The organism is Kushneria sp. EE4 (assembly GCF_977968315.1).
The window spans coordinates 1038616-1060340 of sequence record NZ_OZ386212.1 but is presented as its reverse complement, the minus strand read 5'-3'; the positions used below and the strand labels follow the sequence as shown (position 1 = coordinate 1060340).

Genomic DNA, 21725 nt, shown 5'->3' with positions numbered 1-21725 from the left:
ATTTATCCCTGCCCATTGCCGCTGGGCTGTGAACGAACGGCACGTACATGCTCTTCCAGCTCGCTAAAGCTGGGACGTTCAGTTGAATAGAGCACCTTGCGGCCAAATTCGACAGCGATCGGCGGTGCATAGCCATTGAGGTTGGCCAAAAGAGTGACCTTGATGCACTGCAGCATCTTCTCAACTTCACCAATCTGATGCCTGACATGGGTGGCCAGCGGTGTCACGAAGCCGTAAGCCAGCAATATGCCCAAGAATGTGCCCACCAGTGCCGCCGCAATCAGGGGCCCTACTTCTTCCGGTGTCAGACCTTCGGCGCCCAGTGCGTGTACGACGCCCATGACTGCGGCCACGATACCGAAGGCCGGCAGCCCATCGCCCACCCCTGCGATGGCGTTGACGGGAATTTCGGCTTCATGCTGGAAGGTTTCAATTTCATGATCCATCAACGCTTCGATTTCAAAGGCATCCATATTGCCGCTGATCATCAGGCGCAGATAATCGGTCAAAAACTCCATCAGCAATGGATCGGCCATCAGCTTCGGGTAGCGGGTAAACAGAGGGCTTTCTGCAGGACTCTCCACGTCTCGCTCAAGTGCCATCATGCCTTCCTGGCGCCCCTTTGCCAGCAGGAGATACAAAAGCGCCATGAGCTCCATGAAAAGCTCCTTGTTGTATTTGACGCTTCCCTTGAGCTTTGGAACGACCCGCAATGTGGCCTTGATGACCTTGCCATTGTTGCTGGCGATAAAGGCCCCCAGGGCAGCTCCGCAGATGATGACGATTTCGGCCGGCTGTAACAGCACGGCCAGATGGCCACCCACCATCATGTACCCCCCGATTACCGAGGCAATAACAGCAAAGTATCCAAACAATATAAGCACGGTAATTCCTCAGTATTCAGGATCTGGAGATAACATCGGCCAAAACCGGCCTGGCTTGAGAGCCCATCTCATCAGATTCATTGGGGAAAAAAGGGCATGTGATCCTCATCATCTGCTGATCAGGCCTGCAGGATAATGTCTGCAAGGTTAACGCCTTTTCCGGCGAACCAAAGGCAGGACTAGCCTGATAAAAAGGGGTCATTTTCCTTTTTTAAAGACGGGCGCGCCGACAGGTTATGGGCAATAAAAAGCCCTGAAGGCATGGACCTTCAGGGCAAGGGGAAATCATGACAACGATGGGGGAATCGTCTGAAGCGAAAGTAGTGGTATTGAATCAGTATTGCGTACCGCTTTCCTTTCGAATGCGCTCTCTTTCAGCCGCGCGCCGGGTTTTTCCTGCACGTGAGGGGGGCTGACAGATACCGCATACGAAATCCTGATCAAGGCTATGGGCGTGATTGACGAACCGGCCGCTGCACGAATTACATGAAGAAAGCTGCATCATGTCACTTTCAAAAAAGCGTACCAGCGTCCAGGCACGTGTCAGCCCCAGAACAGCCTCACCATCTTCGAGCATGGATATCTGCTCAAAGTAGAGTCGATAGGCCTTGATAATGGCTTCCATGCGATCGCAACGGCTCTGTTCACGCAGGGAGAGATAAATATTGTAAAAAAGCGACGAATGAATATTGGGAAGCCAGGTAATAAACCAGTCCGTTGAAAACGGCAGCATACCTTTCGGCGGCGAAACGCCCCGCACTTCCTTGTAGAGACGGATCAGCCGCCCTCGAGAGAGATCCGTTTCCGTTTCAAGCACCTGGAGCCGGGCTCCAAGTTCGATCAGCTCAATCGCCAGCTGAATATCACGAACTTCATTGATAACGCTTTTATCGGCCATGGTGATGCCCCTTTTTCAGCACCACCTCCTCCTCGCCGTCATGCATGCTGCCTGCCAGCAGGATAGCGGCATGCGTTCGCTTGAGGTCGTCTTCACGCTGCTGCGTGGTAAGAGAAGACAGCTGTGCCGGGTCCACCAGTGCGAAGTGGCACAGCAACTGGTTGGAATTGGCAAGCTTTGCGAGCTGGGAGATAGGTAACGATGCCAGGGTATCAGCCATCTGCTCGTTCAGTTTCAGCCTGAACATCGCAGAAGAGCGATCTTCGTTCAAAAGGCGCTGTACCAGAAGCAGATAAGACAGGTTGACGTTGCGAATATCGTCCAGCAAATGGCTTGTGGTCATCATGTTCCCTTCCCCTCGTCTTGAAAATTTGTCCTTTCGCGATGGGTGCAGCGGCGATTGTTTACGCTCTTGACCGATGGTTCGCGACAGGCTCATTGCCAGGCGAGGCGACATTTACTCAATTAAATGTAACGCCTCGTTACTTTTTGCAATATTGCCACACCATACTTTCCTATCACAACCATTTTTTTTACTAGTACAAAAACAATGTTTTCGTATGCATTGTCTTAAGACAATAACAGAGAATTTAATCAACAAAATCAACGTTAGACGAAAAGGGCCCAGAATGTGGCCCAATTCGTCAATTTGAGGAGGTTTTTATGTATCTTTAGGTTACTGCTTTGTTGCGAGGCGTATTACAAAACGGAGGCAGCATCCTGCTCAAGCTCGTGTATCCAGCAAAGGAGTTCCGCCAGTGCCAGATACAGTTCCTGTGGAATGCGATCATCAAGGTCGACATGCAACAAGAGATTGACCAGCTCAGGGGACTGGTGCACATAGACGCCGCTTGCCTGCGCCTTTTCTATGATGGCATCGGCAGTGGTGCCGTAGCCCTTTGCTACCACACGAGGGGCCTCATTGGCCTCATGAGCAATGGCGACCGCGCGCTGACGCTGCAAGGGCTGATCGTCGAAAGGTGTCATATCTCACCCTCATTGTGATCATCCCTGCCCTGGGGAGAGAAATGCAGAGTGGTCAGTTGCAGGCCGGCACCTGTCAGCCTTTCATCAAGATGTCGACCCTGAACGGTCATCCACGCAAGATAGGTGCCTTCTACTCTGCCACTGACGTTGATGGTCTTGTCCTGGAGGCTGATCTCCAGGTCAACGTGTCCCAATGCGGGCAATATCAGATTCAATTTCGACCGCCAGATACGCTGGGGCTCCTCTACTCCCTCGTCAGCAGCCGTCTCGCCCTCCTGCTCGATTTCCCACTGCACTGGTATGTGAGGCGTCAAAAACCCTTCCCAGCGAATGAGCGGCGATGTCATGAGCTCCAGCTGATGACGAAGAATGCCCTGCAGGTCGTCCTGAGCAGATGTTGTACCAGTGGTGCCCCCTTCTGGCGTCGAGGGGTCGCCCGTCTGCATTGCAACACGCTCGCGCATGGCCGTATTCAGGGCACCATACGCTCTGTCAGCATTGGCTGGCTGACCGGCAGCAGGCGGCTGAAAAAGCCTGTTTTGAGGCTCCTTGAGCAATTCCTGCTGATCATGCTGTCCCAGAAGCCACTGACGTAAATGCGACTCATAGAAAAGGCCGCTGTGCTTGATCTGCCCGGCAAGGGTTGCCGCGAGACCGGCAGCTTCGGGCGGGCGCCCGGCTGGCAGCATGACAGCGTCGGATCGGACAACAGGCGCCGTGGTCGGGAATTTTTCCAGAATCCGGGATATGGCTCTGGCTTCGGCGCTGAAATGTGTCGTGGAAGATCGAGGCGTGCTGTCCGACGTCCTGTCGCCAAGGGAGGCAGGAGTGTTCGCAACTGTCACCCGGGCAGACGCCTTGTCAGTCGTCTTTGCCCTTGCGGCTGCATCCTCGCTGTGCCGCTCGAGTGTTTCATCCGGCGTGTCAGAGGTGCCATGGCGAACGGCCGGGGTATAGGTTACACCACCCAATGGCAAATCGGGTTGCCTTGAAGCAACCCGATCCAGATCTGCCCGACGCCCCAAAACGTTGTGAAGCAAGGTATCCAGCAGTGGTGTAATTGTACTCATGATCTATTCCCCCATCGGGGCCGATGCTGCGCTATAAGCACGGCTGACCTGCTGCTGTACCCGGCCCTGCCCCATCAAGTGACTGAGCTCGGCAAGTCTTTGCTGCAACAGGGCATGTAGCCGCTGATCGTTTTCCAGAAGCTGGGCCAGAATGTCTTTTTTGTGTGCCTGACGATCACTGTCCAGCGTAATCTGACCATCGCGCACTCGCAGGCGATCGATCTCGCAAAGATAGTCATGCTCAAGCGAGATGAGCTGTTGCCACTGACCTGCATCGGCATGGTCAAGCATCTCGTGGCTCAGCTTCAGCGCCCGTTCATAGCCCCGAATGATCAGGGCGCGTCTTTTTTCCATGTTCAGACCTGGCCGGCGGCAGTGGGTTGCTGAACACTCGGCCCGATCTCCTTCCAGGCACCGGCGATATCACTCAAAAGACTTTCGACATGCTCGATCAAGGCCTTGTCGCTGGAGACGTTGGCCTTTAAAAGAGAGCGTGTCATGTACTCATAAAGTGAGGACAGCCGCTCGGCCAGAGGGCCACCACGCGTCATGTCCAGACTGGCGCGCAGCCCACCATCAATGATATCGATGGCCTTGGAAATCGCCATGCCACGACCGGCGATATCGTTATGGTCCATGGCCCATTTGGCCTTGAAGATGGCTGCCATGGCGCCGTCGAACAGCATGACAATCAGCTGATGAGGCGATGCGCTCATGACGCCCGTCTCTACACCTACCGATGCGTAGGTGCTTGCCCCTCTTTGTGCATACATAGTTGGTATCCGCCACTAAAGACCGGTTAGTTCTTCGAAGCGCCGTTGAGCGCTTCAAACTGTTGGGTAAGATATGACTGCGTATTGTTAAGCTTGGACATCATCAAATCGAGCTGCTGAAACTGCTTTTTATAGCGTTCCACTGTCGTATCAATGGTCTCTTTCATTTTCAGGCTGCGGGCTTCGAGGCTTTTGACAGAACTTTCAAGGCCGGCCTTGGCACTGCCCACCGTGCCATTGTTTGTCAGCATTTGACTGATACTGCTGTCGAGTCTGGCCGCAATGCCGGTTTTGCCGTCTCCGGCAAAAAGCCCTTTCATGCCATCAAGATTGTTGGCCAGAGCCTTATCAAGCGTTTTCTCGTCGCTGATCTCGAGCTTGCCACTTTTGCTGAGATCCTTGCTGAAACTGATACCGGCCTCGAAGAGATAGTTGATACCTTCGCCGGCTACTGCATCACTCATGACATTGCGCAGCGTGCTTTGAACAGAGCGCACGGTACTATTGCCCGTTAGTGCTGCACCCTTGACGCCATCCCCTTCGCCACTGACTTTGGTCAATGACGTAATCTTGTCGTTGAGCGCGTTGTAGGCTTTTACAAAGTCCTGCACTGCTGTTTTGACGCTTTCCGTATCCTGATTGACCGTAAGCTTTGTCGATGCACCATCGGCGGTTGTTTCGACAAGGTTGAGGGTCACGCCCTGAATGGCCTCTTCAACGGTGTTGGAAGCACTTGTAATGGCCAAGCCATTCACTGTCAGAGATGCATCTGCCGCCTTGACCGTTTCAGTTGTTCCGGAAAACAGCCCGTTAAGCTCGCTGTTGTCACTTGAAAAGGACATGGTTGATGCAGCACCGGTGGTCTGGGCGTTCAATACCAGACGATAAGGCGTGCCGCTGCCATCATTGACAATAGAGGCTGTGACACCGGCATCGGCCTTGTTGATGGCATCGCGGATGCCGGCCAGTGATCCATCGGTAATATCGATATCGGTGGATTTTTCGCCCACCTTGACACTCAGTGTTCCTGTTCCGATAGCGCTTGTCGTATCGCCACGTCCGGCAGTGGCCAGAGATTGCGCCGTCGCCAAAGAATTGATCTTGATGTCATAACTGCCCGCGGCGGCGGTACTGCCTGCTGAGGCAGTCAACGCCGAGTTGCTGACCTTGGCAGCAAACCCTTCATACAGTTTGGAACTGTTGAGTTTCTGAGCCGCTGTCTGAAAACTTTCAAGCGAGTTTGTCAGTTGACCAAAGCCCGACAGTTTGGCGTTGGTCGAGGAAAGCTTGGAATTGATCGGCGCAAGCTTTTCCTGTTCTGCTGATTTCAAGCCTGAAAGCAGTGACGTCAGATCAAGATTGGAGCCGACACCCAGTGATTCGATAGCCATTTGTAATACTCCGGAATGGGAATCCTGGCAGGCAAATTGGATTCATTGTTCTCTCAGAGACACTATCGGCAAAAGCCCTGAAATATTTAAGACAATCTGTCACCGGAATTTTTCAAAAAATCGGGATGATTCCATTTGTCGCCGAGCCCTCGCCCCATGGCGACAAAACCCGGATTGATCAATGACGCGCGACAGTTGTATCGAAGCGCCTCCTCCGCTTGCAGAGTATCGCTATTGAGTTGAAGAACATGGCCGCCGGCTTCCTCGACAATGATCTGGGCGGCCCCGGTATCCCATTCACAGGTTGAGCCGGGCCTTGGGTAGCAATCGGCAGCACCTTCGGCAATGCGACAAAACTTCAGCGAGCTGCCGACGCCCTGCAGATCGTAGGGTGGCAGGGCTTTTAGCAAACGCTCGAACACCTCGCTGCCATGAGAGCGACTGCCTACCACTCTCAGTATCTGATCGGGCTGCCATGTCGTGGCGGCGATGGGCTCGGCTGGCTCATCGAAACGCTGTCGCCATGCTCCCTCACCCCTTGCGCCATACCACAGGGTCTTTAAAACGGGGGCTGCAATAACGCCAAGGATTGGATGACCTTCATGAACCAGAGCGATGTTGACCGTAAACTCACCGTTGCGGTTGATGAATTCCCTGGTGCCATCCAGAGGATCGACCAGCCAGAAGGTTGACCATGATCGTCGATTCTGTATGTCATCAGCGCCTGACTCTTCTGAAAGGACCGGCCATGACGGTGTCAAATCAGACAAACGGGCCGTGATGAGCCGATGTGCCGCCATGTCAGCCTGCGTCAGGGGGCTGCTGTCGGATTTGGTAGTAATCTCTATCGAGTCCCGGTAGATGCTCATGATGACACCGCAGGCATCCCGCGCGATTTGTTTTACGGACTCGAGCAGCGCTGTCATTGATTTACTCTCTTTATGTGGCATGAATACTATACCGTGGCCGGCGGCGACCGCCGAGCCTGTCAGGTCAGACGAGTAACGCGGCTTTTACCCCCCTTATCAGGCGATCGGCGCGCAGAAAATTAAAAACCCCGATACAGGCTTTTGGCCTGTATCGGGGTTAAAACGTATTGCAGACACTTCCAGCGCTGTCACCATGCCTGCATCAGGCGGTCGGCTTTTTCCTCAAGACACCCTGATAAACGGCAGCCAGCAGCTTCTCGGGCATAAGGCGCAAGGGAGCTCTCTTGAGAACATTCATGCACATGGTACCCGGCCCGACAAAGCCCATGTCGAGAAACTTTTTTTGAAGCTTCACATCCTGCTTGAAGTAATGCCAGCCCCGCCGTCTTGCCAGCATGCCATTACCGACACGTGCGTTGACCAGAATATCGCTGACGTTGTCGATGTGACTGCCCTGGCAAAGTAGACGTGCCCAGAGATAATAATCTTCAATACCCAAAAAGTGCTGATAGCCGCCTGCCTTTAAAATTGCCGAGCGGCGAAACATGACGGTCATGTGGTTGACCGGACAGCGCGAGCGCGCAAAACGGGCAACCTGGTCCTTGCCGGTTGGCAGTTCCCGAATGGCATGAGGCTTTTGTGGATCCTCATTAAATTCGGCAATGGCGCCCCCGAGCATGTCCACTTCAGGATGCGAGGCCATGTAGTTGACCTGAAGCTCAAAACGCCCGGGACAGCAGTGGTCATCGGTGTCCATTCGGGCGACAAGATCATTACGGCACTGCTCAAGCCCTGTGTTAAGTGCTTCCCCCAGACCCTTGTTTTCCGGAAGCCTTACGGAGACGATATTCAGTGAGGGGCGATATTCATCAAGCGCTTCATGCAGTTGATCATTGATGGGGCCGTCTTCGACAATGACAACCTCATCAGGCTGCACGCTCTGTGTCCTGATGCTTTCGAGGCACTCGCGTAGAAAGCGCGGTGACTCCTTGTCATACACGGACATCAGCACTGAAAATTTCATTGCAGCCTTTTCCTTGAATATTCTTTGAAAACTGTGTCATCGACTTTTCTGGCAAACAGATATCGGCCACTTTCCCGTGCCTGGGATAGCTGCTCTATCGTCAGATATTCGGGGCTTGCCTTGCCTTCATGCCACACGCAATACCGAAGATTGTAGTGATGAAAATGGATGCCAAGCTGTGCAAACAGGATTTGCAGAAAATGTTCATCGGCGCAGCGCGTCATCCTGAACCGCTTAACGAAAGCGCTATTCAGATGAGGCCGAACCGTCATGACATCAGCACGGCACAGACTGAACCAGTTGCCCCCCTTCAACCTTGCTTCATCACCAAAGTTGCTGCGCATGGGCATGATGCGCTGAACTTCTCGCAGCATACGAGACGCCAACCGGTAAGGCAGAGTCCGGTTTTTTGGTGATTCTCCGAACGGCATAAATCGACGAACACGCCATTCATATTCGGGGAGCTCCTCGGATTCCAGATAACTTTTGCCATCCAGAAAACGATCCCATTCATCAGGGCAGAAAAGCGGCTGACATTCGCCACTGATGAGATGGTAATAATCAGCATCAGGAAATGTCTGCACGGCCTGCTCAATCAGCGCTATCTCGGCTTTAACCTGAGAGACACCCGACCAATTAACGCTTACCGGATTACTGATGATGCATACCATAGACTGGTGCGCAAACTGTTCTGTCAGGGTGGCATGAAGCGTTGACTGATTGCGATCAACGTGAACAACAACCGACACTTTGTGCTTGAGCAGCCAATCAATAAACGTCTGAACATGCTCGGGATTTTTGTGGACCATCATTAAAACGGCATGTTTCATGACTTGCCCGCCTTTCCTCGTGCAACCATTACCTTTTTGTAAAGTGCCATATAATTCTGGCTCATGGCCTCGCCGGTAAATTGCTCCAGATAACGATTGCGGGCACGCTCGGATAGCAGCTGTCGACGCTCAAGCGCATCGGATATCGCGTTTTGCAAAGAAGTCTGATTACCTACCTCAAAAAAAGCGGCTTCATCGTCACGCAGAATTTCACGGAAAACACCTATATCACTGCAAACACAGGGCAAACCGACCGCCATGGCCTCAAGCAGTGCCAGCCCGAAGCCTTCACTGACACTGGGCATCATGTAAACATCGTAATAAGGCAGAAAGGCGGAGACATTGTCCCTGTAGCCTGTAAACCAGCATCGATCGGCAACGCCGGCTTCTTCTGCCAGCGCGACAAGGTCCTCTCTGTAAGGACCATCACCCACAACCACGAGAGCACACTCGGGCGCTTTTGAAAGAACATTGACTACCTGGTCGATGCCCTTTCTTTTTATAAGATGTGCATTGGTTCCCAGCACATGGTAACGCTCGGACAGCGACGCTATTGCTGCCCGATCATCCGGAGAAAGGTCATGAGTATGTGCCAGCTCTCGAATACCGTTATGTACAACGTGAAGCTTTTTTTCCGGTAGATTGGGTCGATAGTAGCTGTATGCATCCTGAGTCAAAACGGCCAGACCATCCATTCGTCGCCAGACATTCATCCAAACAGGCGTTACAAAAGTGGCTGCTTTGCGACCATAGATATTTAGCAACTCGTCTCTGACATAGTTGTGTAAAGTCGAGACAAACACGCTTTTTTTATTAAACAGGGAAGCATAAACTCCCAGAAAATCGGGCCTGATGCCATGAGAATGAACGACATCAAATGATTCAAGGATACCGGTATTTCGAAAATCTATCTGCTGCGTTTCACAGCTGACTTCCAGAGAGGGGGGCCCGCGAAAATAAAAAACGGTTGATTCAACCCCCTCGGGCAGATTGTCCACAATGTTTTTAACAACGTTGGCCGGCCCGCTTGGCTTTAGTTCGGTGATAATCTGAGCAATTTTCAATGTCAGCTCCAGCCCTAGCCCGCAAGGCGCGCGGTGGTTATCAGGAAGTTGTATGCCGAGCTGAACAAGAACGTCGGGGCGATACCGGCCATGACAAACAGCATACGCATCAGGATTCTTTCATTTTGCGATTTGAAACTGCGATCCAGATTCGTAGCAAAGATGGGCATCGTCACGATAAGAAGCATCATGCCGATACGCTCGGCTTGAGCCCCACCCAGTACCGGGATGAAAGCCATGAAAGTAAATATTGAATAGGCCAGAGTTATATTGTGCTGTACGAACCGCTTCAGATTAAAGTTTTCGAGAACCAGTGCAACAAACGACATGGCCATAAACACTGCCAGGTACGCATAGGTTAATGAGATACCCGTAGAGGAAGACGATTTCGCCAGTTCGCTGTCTCCCAACGATGAGTAATAAACGCCTCCAAGCATGACCAGATAGAGCAACGCAAAAATGCTCTTATGGAATAGCTTGACTCTCGGGATCGCCATTCCATTGGTCACGGCAAAAATGTAAAGCAGCGGCATGTACACAATGGCGGCATTGTGTGAAAACAGTGCCAGCAAACCAAAAAAGCCTGCCACGACAAGGTTTCTTGCTCCGAAAAAGGCAAATAATACAAAAACGCAGGCAATCAACTGACGATATACGTTTTGATAACCCATCAATAGCGGAAAAAATACTATCATAAAGGGAATGACATACATTGGCACTTTGCTGCTCAGTCGACGGTTACCCATCGCATAAAACAATAGAGTCAGCCAGATCATGTCAATGACCCAAAGCGTTATAACATCATCCTGTATCCAGCTATATAGATAGCTGGAGCCAAACCAGTATACGAACTCTCTCGTATAGTAGGTCGAGGCTGTAGCAAAATCGAAATCAAAGGTAAGATATCGGGCATAACCTACCATATCGTAGTCAAATCCGGAGTTCCGGACGACCCACAGATAATAAGCAGCCACCACGTAGGTAACGAGAATCAGCGGTGTTCTTTTATTGACAAAGCAATAAAAAAAAGCGAGACAACATAACACCAGGTACCATGCAAGCTCAGCAGTCATATATCAACCCATCAGGATTTTTTTAATCTGGCAATGGCTTTATAAGTGCCAAGCAAATGAGGCAACAAAAAGAACAAACCGATCCTATCAAGCGCATCACCGGCGAGCTTGATCGTTTTGAACTTTGGCGTCAAAAGCTCAGGCATGATGCGATCCGAAAAGAAGCGATAGGCGCCATGGTCCTTTAAAAGAGCCGCCAGGACAAAATGTCGCTTGGCAAAACCACTGATATGTTTAGGATCCACAAGATACTTGTTCATGAATACCTTGCTGGCTTCCATATTCATGGAGCCACTCATACGCCCGTCACGATCGCAGTTCAAGCGGACACCCGGAACAGGATCGTACCCCCATGACCTGCTGTGCTCGGCCGTGTCGATCAGAAAACCCCAGTCCTGATGCTTGTTCAGGCTTTCATTGAATCGAAAGCTTTGCTTGCGCTCAGCCAGAAAGCTGATGGTCGATGTGCGGATATCCTTGTCTTCGATAAAAAGGTAGTGACGGGGGTCACGCACGTCAGGATTTTCAATAAAATCCTTTTCGCCATCGAGTGATACGTTTGTATAGGCCCCGAAACAAAAGTCATGCTGGCCCTGCTCCATGAACGCCAGACGCTCACCGATGTAGCCCGACTTGAAATGATCATCGGAATCGAGAAGAAAAATGTGGCTTCCCGAAGCACGTTCAATACCGATGTTTCTGGAGATGGCAGCGTTGGATTTTTTTTCCTTCTCTACAAGAAGGGTATTGGGTGAATCGGTCACGATCGATGACAGTGCCTTGATATCATCGGAGCAATCATCCACCAGAATGATTTCATAGTCATAATCACGTGCCGACCGGTGAACGCTTTCAAGTGTGTCCTTGATAAAACCACTGCTTCGATAAGTAGGAATGACGACTGAAATTTTCATTATCCGAACCTGGTTATCCTGCAATCAACTTCATTTTTCTTAAAGGCTTTTGCAATATTCTGGCGAAAAAGATCGCGGATTCATTTTTAAGCAAAACCCCTGCTATCAATACGATGGCCACCTGAGCAATACCGAAAACAACCAGATCGCAAAGGCTGGAGAGCGTTTTACTTGCCATAAATCCAAATGGCGATGGCATCAGATATACGCCAAGAAACATGACAGCCATCAGGACAGCGGAAAGCAGAACCGTGGAAGGCATGCCTTTTAAAAGAATTTCCATTCTGAAATTTTCGTTTTTGATATGTAGCAACCAGAAGCATTGTACGAAATTGAGCACACTGGCCATTGAGAGCAAAAACGCCACCAGATAAAGGTTATTCAGGTATACCCCGGTCGAGATGGCCAGTACGCTGGTGATGGACGAAAACACACCGCAATAGAATAGCGATTTTGTCTGGCCAAGTGTTTGCCATACACCACCTGTAGTGGCAAGTACAATCTGAAAAATCAAAAACGGAGTCAGACACTGTAATATTACAGCGGAGCGCTCCCAGCCAGGGCCATAAAGCACATATATGATCTTGTCAGCAAAAAGGAATATATAGATGGCGACGAAAAATCCCAGAAAAAATATCTTGTTGACCAGACCATTATAACTTTCGGCCACTTCCTTTTGCCCAAAGGTGCTATAGACAGGTTGAAGCGCTGCTGTTGCGATGCCTGCTATATTCTGAATAGGAAGCATCATCAGGCGATAAGCCATATCGTAAAGACCAACGGCGGCCTCACCGATAAATTTTGAAATAAGTATCTTGTCGGAGTTTCTGGAAAAATAATTTAAAAAATTAAACATGAACTGGTACGTAGAAAACCCCAGTACCGTCCTGAATCCTGTCAGAGCCACTTTACCGACCAGATTGCGCCAGCCGGCATAAAAGCACACCAGAACAAAACGCATACCCGTATGAATAATGGATTTCCATACCAGTGCATATACGCCATATCCACGATAAGCCATGACACACGCAATGGCGCCCGATACCAGAGCGCTGATCAACGTTATGATGGCCACCACACTGAATCTTTTTTCACGTCTTAGCAGGGTCTCTGGCACGATCGAAATCACGGAAAACAAAATCATGGCGCCAATGAGTGGCATCACGCCATAATAAATTTCATTATTAAAGAAATCGGCAGCCACGAATGCGCCAGCTGAAAACGTGAAATACAGCGCAATGCCCAATATAAAACAAATAATGAAAAGGCCGCGTATCTCTTCTGTCGTCAGCTCCTTGTGATAGATGATGGCCGGTCCAAGCCCCATCTCTCCGAGAAGATTGAAGAAAAAGATAATTACCATGACGGTAGCCACAACGCCAAACTCGGTTGGCGTTAGAAATCGAGCCAGCACCATCGTGACAGCAAACTGTACGATCAGGTTTGAATATTTTTCGATGAAGCCAAAAACGAAACCGGATCTAAGATCACGGTTCATTGCATCCCTGTTACTCATTTGACTTCCTTATGCACCGCGATATAGCTCAAGTATTTTCCCACGATTGCTATCAGTACTGAAATGCGATAGTAAATCGTCTACCTGCTCTTTTTTAAGCGGTGGATGCTCGCTTTCAATAATATCCACGACGGCCTGATAAATGGCCTGACTGTTCTTGGCTTCAATAATCTGAGTCATGGGTTGATAGGGAGCACCACAGATTGTATCGGGCAAACCACCACTATCGGTAACCACTACCGGCAAGCCAACCGATATCGCCTCGAGAACAGCAATCCCGAAACTTTCTTCCTGCCCTGTTTCCTCATCCTGAATGGACGGCTGAATGTAAATATCGCTTGAGGACAGCGCCTCGAATATTTTTTCACGTGGCAGATCGACTTCGAAATCGACGGCTTTTTCCAGACCAAGATTGACAGCCTGCTGACGCAGCGCCCCTTCCAGCGGTCCAAAGCCGATCAATTTAAGCTTGACCTGTTTATATCCATTTTCATGGAGTCTCGACAGCGCATCGATCAGGTAAGTCTGCCCCTTGAAGCCCACGAATCGCCCAACATTGACGATGGCAACGTCATTGGCCAAGTCAATTCTCTTTTCTTCAAAATCCGCCATCGAAATATTGACACAGTTGGGCAACACAACGATTTTCTCGCTTTCAATGCCAAATATTTCCTGCAACTTCCTTTTCAAATAATGAGAAGGTGCCGTGAAATAGATATTGTCGTGCTGCTGGCATTTATATACTTTTTCTACATACTGTGGCTGCCCGTAAAGCTTGTTATTAACCACGTCGATGCCATGAGTCGAAACAATAATGCGACCACGAAAGCCTTTCTCGATAAGGTCATGTATGTTTTCAAAAAAATAATTGAAATGACTGTGCAACACATCCGGCTGAAGGTCGTTTACAACTCGTTGCAGCCTTTTTTGCTCAAAAACATGATAGTCATTGAAAAGTTTTCTACGGCCTCGTTTCAAAACCTTTTCAAAAATATTTCTACGGTCTATATCAAAGCTGATAACCTTGCTAAAGGGGCGTTCAACCTTATTGATATGCCGATTGGTCACAACATGGTTGTCCACCCCCAATTCTTCCATATCCACGATAAGATCATAAATAAACGTTTCGGAAGAATTGGAGAAATCAGAAACAAGATGAAGCACTTTCATCAAGATACATCCTTGTTAATGGTTTCTCTATACTGTTGCAGCTCTTCATCATCACCATGCTGAAAATAACCGTAACGGTCATTAAAATTGACCGGCTTCGCACGCCCAAATCCGAAGGGAAATACATCATATCCCTTGCCATACTTGAACAGCCAGTACTGTAATTTATTAATCAGCTTGTTTTTGAAGGTACTGTAATCTTTTTGATGGAAAAACTTCTCCGGCAGCCACTGCGCCAGTTTGGTTGAGGCAATGGCAAACTTCATTTCCGGCGTAATGACTTCATCTGTCGCTTTGATCCGGGCGTAGGCGTTCAAAAAGCCGGGTATCGCGGATTTCTTGATAATCATCATGGACTGCTGCAGAGGCTGTGGTGTATTCCCTCTGTCACCAAACATGAAATCAGAGCTCATGTTATCGATCGCATGCTCGACGATCCCCTCGCCGAAAAGCAGCGCATCCTGTTCAACATATACCCAATACTCTGCTTCACTTGCATAGGTGTATGCCAGACCCACAAAAAAACATCTCGTACAGCCGGCATATTTGCCTAGATGGCTGGTCGAATGCCCACCATTGACGTCCATGCTGATAAATTCCATACGGTCATCATCAGGCAATTCAGGAATAGTGGGTGAAGCGGAATCAACCACCAGAATTTTCGTCGGTGACGTATGGCGATTTACCGATTCATACCAGTCGCGAAAAAAAGCTACGCCTCTTATTTCGCTTGAGCCATATTCAACTCTTTTATCATTTTCAGGTGTTTTTTCACCGCACCACCATCCAGAGTTGATTATGTAACTATATTTAGACATGCTCATTCCACACAGTACGAATCGTTTTGCCATACGATGCTGCTTGTATCGTATGACACGTCATGGACTATCGTTCGTTCGGGCAAACCAATAGCCCTAAAACAAAATTCTGAGCATCGACCATATAGCCAATACTCAGAATAATAGTCACGAACCAACCTTATCTGGCACCAAAGCCCGTCAACATTGTCTTGATCGTACGAATAACGATAAGAACGTCCAGCCAGAAAGAGAAATTCTTGATGTAGTAGAAGTCATGCTCGAGCTTTTTCGTCATCCCTTCTACTTCAGCGGCATAGCCGAGTTCAACCTGGGCCCATCCTGAAATTCCGGGACGTACAACGTGACGATAGTTGAAAAACGGAACATCCCGCTCGTACCACTCTGCAAGGTTGCATGACTCGGGCCTTGGCCCAATAAGACTCATGTCACCCTTGAGCACGTTGAAAAGCTGGGGCAGCTCATCGATACGATACTTCCTGATAACCTTTCCAACGCGTGTAATACGCGGATCTTCGCCTTCGGATGTAAAGCCAAGCCCGTCATGATTCATATACATGCTACGGAACTTGAACAGCTTGAATGGGCGACAATGGAAGCCCATGCGTTGCTGATTGAAAAAGGCCGGGCCCGGGTCATCCCTTTTGATAATAATGATGGTTGCCAGCATGATCGGCAGGACCACCGGCAATACCAGCAGGACCCCAAAAATATCGATCAAACGCTTGGCAAACTCATAGTTTTCACTGGGCGTAAGGCTGCCGTACTTGTTTTCGTACAAATGATCCAGATGCACTCGGCCGGTAATGGACTCATGAATCTGACGAGCATTGAAAACCGGGATACGATGGATTGTGCAGTCGGCAAGAAATTTCTGCCAGTTGTCATCCAGATCGGCACGAAGATCTGCAACAACACCATCGACACGCATGGTTTCAAGATCAGGCTTTTCCATCCAGCGCCAGTCGACACTCTTGTCATGGCAGAACTCGTGTACTCGCCCAAAAGGTACCACGGCCAGCTTGCGAGTCCTGTAACGAGTGCTGAGCTGATATCCAACAGAGCAATAAAGCACTGCAATCAGATAGGAAAGAACGATCTGCGTTGTCGCAATTTCAATCTGCAGGCTCAGCAGTATTGCCATCATCACAATGTAGGACATCGTGATGAAAGGAATAATGTACAAAAACGCCTTGGTTCTGGGGAAGTAAACGAGACGATGCACGGCAATGATCGCCACCAGATAAGCCAGCGCCGTACCAAATAGTGTTACGCAACGCTCAGCCTGCCACTCTGCTACGAGACTCCAGTTCCACTGAAAAAGCGCCGGCAGCAGCACGGCGATAATCAGCCCCAGCGCCTGATTAAAGCGATAGCTCAAAAGGAGCTTTTCATACCACCGTGAATGGCGACGATTTTGTTCCATGAAATTTGTGAACGTTTCCATGTTGCTTTTCTCACTTCCGATATGGCCACTCTACCTGAAGTAGAGTGGCCACGAGGCGTTCTCTTGATCTCTACGATTTTTTGCCGTAGCTGTAATGGTAATTGCCGTAGTTACCACCGTAGCGATGAGAGGCCGTCTGCTCGATACCGTTGAGCACGGCACCCTTGATTTCCACGCCGCTATGTTCGAATCGACGCCGTGCCTGTTCGATCTCGGCAGGAGGGTTTACGCCATATCGTGCCAGCAGCATATTGGTACCTGCCTGCTTGCCGATAATTGCAGCATCGGTGACGGCCAGGATGGGCGGCGTATCGATGATGATCAGGTCGTAGTTCTGATCGGCCCATGCCAGAAGTTCACTGAATCCTGCACTCATCAGCAGCTCGGCCGGGTTCGGCGGCGCGGCACCCCGTGAAATGAAGTCCAGCCCATCAACCCCACCTGAACGAACGACTTCGGCAGCTGTCGTTTTGCGCGCCAGTATATCGCTCAAGCCGTTTTCAGAACGCCCCTTGAAGACGTGATGCAGATGGCCCATGCGCATATCGGCATCGATTACCAGTACCTTCTGGCCAGCCTGAGCACAGACCACACCCAGATTGGAAACCACGAAGCTCTTGCCGGCGCCCGGGCTGGCACTGCTGATCATCAAACGAGCATTGGGCGCTTCCATCATGGCGAAATGCAGGCTGGTGCGCAGGCTACGTACAGCTTCTACTGACTGATCGTCCGAATTGCGCAGGGCCAACACGCCGGTATCTACTGTATTTCTGGCACTCTGGTTATTCCCGATACGCAGACCACGATTGCCACGCACCCTTTTTACCAGACCACTTTGATTGCTGCTTAGCGGAACGGACGCGTAAACCGGCATACCAATTTGCTCAAGCTGTTCGGGGCTTTCGATGCCGCGATTCATGATACGACGGATCAGAACCACGATAATGGCAACCACGAGCCCCAGAACGAAGGCGATAACAGTGATGAGAGCCTTGCGCGGCGCCACCGGGCTGTTTTGCAGCGTTGAATCGTCGATGACACGAACGTTGCCTACAGCGCCTGCCTTTGCAATGTTCATCTCCTGCATGCGGTTCAGCATCTGAACGTACATTTCCTGATTGACGTTTACGTCACGCTGCAGGCGAAGTACTTCCTGCTGTGTTTCAGGCAGGCTGTCGACACGCTTTTGCAGCCTTTCCTTTTCTGCATTGAGCTCTTCGCGCTTTTCCAGAAGCGCCTGATACTGAGGATGGCTTCTGTTGAAGCGGCGAGAGAGATCCGCCTCGTCGAATCGCAGCTGATTGAGCTGATTATCGATGTTGACGATCTGACTCAGTACCGAGGAAGTCTCCTGATCCAGATCCACGGAGTCCTGATTGACGCGATAGCTGTTGAGCTTGTTTTCTGCCTCTACAAGGCTGTCACGAACACGCGGGGCCTGATCGTTAAGGAAATCGAGGCTGTTTTGCGCTTCGGCGGACTGCCTTTCGATGTTTTGTGTGATGTAGATATCGGTAATGGCCTTGAGGCTGTCACGGATCTCGCTTCGATCAGTGCCCTGAAGGGTCAGTCTCAGGATACCCGTACCGGAACGACCTACCTCTTCAACTTCAAAACCACCACGAAGACTATTGATGGCTGACAAACGCGAGCGCTTCACGACAGTAAACTCTGCTCCCTGCCCTGCCGTCATGTCCATGATACGCATTTCAACGTTGCCATCACGTGACTGTGCCAGCTGGCCTACCTGGCCTTCCAGAATCAGCTCGCCATCGGCACGCAGCTCATAGCGGTCGTTGCCCTGCGATTTGATGGTCAGCGGTCTGTTGATCCAGCCGTCCGGAACGACAAAACGTGTGACATTGATGCTTTCACCGGCCCATACCGACGACCAGCCCTGAGCAAAGGAAGGACGCTCAATGCCGCGGCGCGCCAGCGTGTCTCCCAGAACAGGAAGACCTTCCGGCTTGATGCTCAGCTGAAGATTGAGGCGGTCGGCAGCCTGCCCAAGCACCATTCTCGATGTAAGAATCTGCATCTCGGCCGTCGAGCGGGGTGTGTCCCCGAAAACGCCCAGATTCTGGACCGGATTATTGGCCGGATTGGCACGACCTTCTATCTCAAGGAGGGCATCACTTTGATAGACGGGCGTTTTAAATGTGACGTAGAGAATCCCAAGGAACGTAAACACACATACGATCAGAGCGATTAGCCATTTGTTGTCGACCATCAGACCGAAAAGACGGCCTAGATCAAGCTCTTCGCCGGAATCGGCTGACTGATATTTTTCAGTATTCGAGGCCATATTGATTTATCACTGATTCCATTTACGAAATGGTACATGAGCATATCTGTCAGTTTTATACAGCGCTCATTTCCGATACTGCCGCCTCAGGGGTCGCGCTATCCAGCAGACTGGATAGCGCGGACACATTAGAGGTCGTTATAGTCCCTGACTGAGCCAACCGATTGACGCGTAAGGTTGGTTGACGGCAGCAGCTGGCTGATCACGCGGTTCCAGCGGCTGATTGGCGCGGTAGTGACATAGACAATGTCTCGCGGCTCAAGCTGGAACTCAGTGCCAATGACATAGGCTGCGGCATTGCTGGCATCCAGCTGGTAGACAGTCGCCTGCTTGTCGCCCGGCCCACCCTGTCTGATCACGAAGATACCCGATGCGCGCGCCTGGATTTCGTCGATTCCGCCCGACTGACTCAATGCATCGACCAGATTGAATCGATGACCGCCCATCGGAAGATCCTGAGGCCTTTGAACCTCACCCAGCACATAAACCTTCTCGCTGCCTACATCAGGTATATGCAGCACGTCACCATCGTGAAGCAGACGGTTCTGGCTGATCTGGCCGTTTTGCAGCATGTCATAAACGTTGATGATCTCTTCCTGACCATTGTGCGTCAGTATGACGTGGCGCCAGTCCGCATTTTCGTTGAGACCACCGGCGCTACTGATGGCATCCAGCACCGTCAGCGGCGTATTGGTGATCGCCTGCTGGCCGGGGTTGGACACCTGCCCGCTTATGTAGGCTTTCTGGGACTGGAAGCTGGCAATGTTGACCTCGACCTGAGGCTCGGCGATGTAATCGGCCAGCGCCGAAGCGATCTGACTGCGTACGTCTGCCACGCTTTTGCCGGCAACCTGTAAACGCCCAACATAGGGATAAAAGATGGTGCCATCGCTGTGAACGACGTTACCGGTTTCGACAGTACTGCGCTCGCCGCCGGCCGGAATCGTAAGCTCGGGATGGTCATAGACGACGATATTGAGGATATCGCCCTTGCCTATCCGATAATCGTAATCGCTGGCGTCGTAACTCAGATCCGCGGTGGCCTCTTTCAGGCTTCGCTGAGAGCTGACTTCCTTGCGTGCAGCATTCTGCGCCTGCACGAGGCCAAAGGTAATGGGCTGAACATCTACCAGCTCATCGATGGGTGGCCCCGAATTGTCATAGGGCATATCACTGCCGGGAGAAAGAACACAGCCTCCCAGAAAAAGGGAACTCCCCAACAAGGCACAACTCAGCAGCCGCTTCATTAACCGCTTACTCCTGTCAAAATTATTCCGGCGTCTGGACACGCTACCGCCACGGAATGCCGATACTGGCGTGTTTCCGAGGCCATAAGATACCGCCGATGTCGCTTTTTCTACCCGGCGCTTGCCGAGCGGTATCGCATGATGCAGCAGTCCATGACTGCAAGTCGAATCGACGCCTCAATAATATGACCCGACCCGATTAAAGAATCGGCAAAAAAGCCCAAGGCCTTTAATTAAAGGTCAGATAAAATTATTCAGACTTCTGGATTGCTGCCGATGCTATCAGACCCCCATGGGTAGGGGTATGCTGCTTTGCGCATCATTATTTCGGGATTCTACAGCACCAGCATCTCGCCGGCCATTAACGACACTTCGTTTTACGACCCATCATGTCACGACGTGTTACGAAAACAACTGAAAAACGACATTGGGCTGTACTTCAGCTCACCGCGCAGTAGTTTAAAACAGTGCCACTTCGATATTTGTGCAGAAAACATCATGGGTGTAGAAATACTGGCAAAGATCACAACGGCATAACCCGATGGCAGGGTAATATCGTCTCGATGATCTGCTGACTTGAGAAAACCATGAACATAAAAAAGGGGCCGTTAAAACGGCCCCTCTGGAAGAAAAAACTTACTCGGTACGCTCAAGCCACTGCTCGACCGTATCGTTGCCGTACTCTTCCTTCCACGCCTTGAGCGTTTTCTGATTACCGCCGCGAGTTTCCACAACTTCCCCGGTATGCGGATTACGATACACTTTCAACTTGCGCTTGCGTCGACCTGCTCCCTGAGTTTCGGAAGACGATGCCTGTCTTGCAGGCGACTGTTCGCTATCAGGATTCAGAAGCTCGATGACGTCTGCGGCTGTCTTTTCATGCGCCTTCATGAGCTGTTCAAGCTTTTCCTTGAACTCAAGCTCACCCTTGAGCCTTTGGTCCTGCTCGAGCTGCTGTAGCTCATCACGCAGTTGCTTGAGCAGTTGTTCTTTTTTCATGTATTCATTTAACAGCGACATTACCGACCTCTTCAGCTAATACACATCTCTTGACGAGATGCTGACCCCGCGGTCTATTAAAATAGTTTTAATCTCTGGTGCATCGGATAATACGTCAAAAAAATTGCACTTTAAAGTAAAAACTGGTTTCAACGACTCATTTTGAGCACAACGGATCATATATATCTACGTCTTTTCGACACCTTTAATATTAGCATGATTGCAAATAGATAACCGACAGTTCAAACCATTCTGGAGTACGCGCTTTCCCGCATTGTCGTGGCACGACTTATCATCGATTGAAACAACAGACGTTATCATTACTTCAAGCGAGTCAGTAATTAGACAGGACACGACTGCATGAGCCCGAAACAGTGGTGTTTTGA

Annotated in this window: 21 protein-coding genes; all 21 read right to left on the bottom strand. The window is 50.4% G+C overall.

Annotated elements, in window-relative coordinates; translation table 11 throughout:
- Nucleotides 1-2 precede the first annotated feature (2 nt).
- The 21 genes from motA to ACXMYO_RS04745 all read right to left on the bottom strand — a co-directional run bounded on the left by motA (nucleotide 3) and on the right by ACXMYO_RS04745 (nucleotide 21360).
- Nucleotides 3-884, bottom strand: a complete 882-nt coding sequence (gene motA / locus ACXMYO_RS04845; protein ID WP_438767213.1) for a flagellar motor stator protein MotA — start codon at nucleotides 882-884, stop codon at nucleotides 3-5.
- 334 nt (nucleotides 885-1218) lie between these two features.
- Nucleotides 1219-1782 (bottom strand): flagellar transcriptional regulator FlhC, encoded by a 564-nt coding sequence (flhC, locus tag ACXMYO_RS04840; RefSeq protein WP_438767212.1) that lies wholly within the window; start codon nucleotides 1780-1782, stop codon nucleotides 1219-1221.
- Nucleotides 1772-2128, bottom strand: a complete 357-nt coding sequence (flhD, locus tag ACXMYO_RS04835) for a flagellar transcriptional regulator FlhD (protein WP_438767211.1) — start codon at nucleotides 2126-2128, stop codon at nucleotides 1772-1774. The genes flhC and flhD overlap by 11 nt, the downstream gene beginning before the upstream one ends.
- Before the next feature lie 353 nt (nucleotides 2129-2481).
- Nucleotides 2482-2769, bottom strand: coding sequence for an EscU/YscU/HrcU family type III secretion system export apparatus switch protein (locus tag ACXMYO_RS04830; RefSeq protein ID WP_438767210.1), 288 nt, complete (start codon nucleotides 2767-2769; stop codon nucleotides 2482-2484).
- Nucleotides 2766-3839, bottom strand: a complete 1074-nt coding sequence (gene fliK / locus ACXMYO_RS04825) for a flagellar hook-length control protein FliK (RefSeq protein WP_457807982.1) — start codon at nucleotides 3837-3839, stop codon at nucleotides 2766-2768. Before fliK ends, ACXMYO_RS04830 begins: the two co-directional genes overlap by 4 nt.
- A gap of 3 nt (nucleotides 3840-3842) precedes the next feature.
- Nucleotides 3843-4193 carry a flagellar protein FliT gene (fliT, locus tag ACXMYO_RS04820; protein WP_438767208.1) on the bottom strand — a complete coding sequence of 117 codons (351 nt, stop codon included), beginning with the start codon at nucleotides 4191-4193 and terminating at the stop codon, nucleotides 3843-3845.
- Between the two features lie 2 nt (nucleotides 4194-4195).
- Complete coding sequence (gene fliS / locus ACXMYO_RS04815; protein ID WP_457807981.1) at nucleotides 4196-4612, bottom strand: flagellar export chaperone FliS; 417 nt, start codon at nucleotides 4610-4612, stop codon at nucleotides 4196-4198.
- A 26-nt stretch (nucleotides 4613-4638) separates the two neighbouring features.
- Complete coding sequence (gene fliD, locus ACXMYO_RS04810; RefSeq protein ID WP_438767206.1) at nucleotides 4639-6003, bottom strand: flagellar filament capping protein FliD; 1365 nt, start codon at nucleotides 6001-6003, stop codon at nucleotides 4639-4641.
- 86 nt (nucleotides 6004-6089) lie between these two features.
- Nucleotides 6090-6929 (bottom strand): 3'(2'),5'-bisphosphate nucleotidase CysQ, encoded by an 840-nt coding sequence (gene cysQ, locus ACXMYO_RS04805; RefSeq protein ID WP_457807980.1) that lies wholly within the window; start codon nucleotides 6927-6929, stop codon nucleotides 6090-6092.
- A gap of 205 nt (nucleotides 6930-7134) precedes the next feature.
- Entirely contained in the window at nucleotides 7135-7956 is an 822-nt protein-coding gene (locus ACXMYO_RS04800) for a glycosyltransferase (protein WP_438767204.1), read from the bottom strand.
- Nucleotides 7953-8786, bottom strand: coding sequence for a beta-1,6-N-acetylglucosaminyltransferase (locus ACXMYO_RS04795; protein ID WP_457807979.1), 834 nt, complete (start codon nucleotides 8784-8786; stop codon nucleotides 7953-7955). The genes ACXMYO_RS04800 and ACXMYO_RS04795 overlap by 4 nt, the downstream gene beginning before the upstream one ends.
- A complete protein-coding gene (locus tag ACXMYO_RS04790) occupies nucleotides 8783-9850 on the bottom strand; it encodes a glycosyltransferase (protein ID WP_438767202.1) in 1068 nt (355 codons plus the stop codon). The genes ACXMYO_RS04795 and ACXMYO_RS04790 overlap by 4 nt, the downstream gene beginning before the upstream one ends.
- Nucleotides 9851-9864: 14 nt before the next feature.
- A complete protein-coding gene (locus ACXMYO_RS04785) occupies nucleotides 9865-10923 on the bottom strand; it encodes a hypothetical protein (RefSeq protein WP_438767201.1) in 1059 nt (352 codons plus the stop codon).
- Nucleotides 10924-10934: 11 nt separating this feature from the next.
- Nucleotides 10935-11837: a glycosyltransferase gene (locus tag ACXMYO_RS04780; RefSeq protein WP_438767200.1), complete on the bottom strand. Its 903-nt coding sequence runs from the start codon at nucleotides 11835-11837 to the stop codon at nucleotides 10935-10937.
- Nucleotides 11838-11850: 13 nt separating this feature from the next.
- On the bottom strand, nucleotides 11851-13353 hold the full coding sequence (locus tag ACXMYO_RS04775; protein WP_457807978.1) for a lipopolysaccharide biosynthesis protein: 1503 nt from the start codon (nucleotides 13351-13353) through the stop codon (nucleotides 11851-11853).
- Between the two features lie 9 nt (nucleotides 13354-13362).
- Entirely contained in the window at nucleotides 13363-14523 is a 1161-nt protein-coding gene (locus ACXMYO_RS04770; protein WP_438767198.1) for a glycosyltransferase, read from the bottom strand.
- On the bottom strand, nucleotides 14523-15341 hold the full coding sequence (locus ACXMYO_RS04765) for a hypothetical protein (RefSeq protein ID WP_438767197.1): 819 nt from the start codon (nucleotides 15339-15341) through the stop codon (nucleotides 14523-14525). Before ACXMYO_RS04765 ends, ACXMYO_RS04770 begins: the two co-directional genes overlap by 1 nt.
- Nucleotides 15342-15501: 160 nt before the next feature.
- The gene (locus tag ACXMYO_RS04760) at nucleotides 15502-16788 is read right to left on the bottom strand and encodes a sugar transferase (RefSeq protein WP_438767196.1); all 1287 of its coding nucleotides are present in this window, start codon (nucleotides 16786-16788) and stop codon (nucleotides 15502-15504) included.
- 70 nt (nucleotides 16789-16858) lie between these two features.
- Nucleotides 16859-19093: a polysaccharide biosynthesis tyrosine autokinase gene (locus tag ACXMYO_RS04755; RefSeq protein ID WP_438767195.1), complete on the bottom strand. Its 2235-nt coding sequence runs from the start codon at nucleotides 19091-19093 to the stop codon at nucleotides 16859-16861.
- A 128-nt stretch (nucleotides 19094-19221) separates the two neighbouring features.
- Entirely contained in the window at nucleotides 19222-20340 is a 1119-nt protein-coding gene (locus tag ACXMYO_RS04750) for a polysaccharide export protein (RefSeq protein ID WP_457807977.1), read from the bottom strand.
- 636 nt (nucleotides 20341-20976) lie between these two features.
- Nucleotides 20977-21360: a histone-like nucleoid-structuring protein, MvaT/MvaU family gene (locus ACXMYO_RS04745; protein ID WP_438767193.1), complete on the bottom strand. Its 384-nt coding sequence runs from the start codon at nucleotides 21358-21360 to the stop codon at nucleotides 20977-20979.
- Nucleotides 21361-21725: the final 365 nt, after the last annotated feature.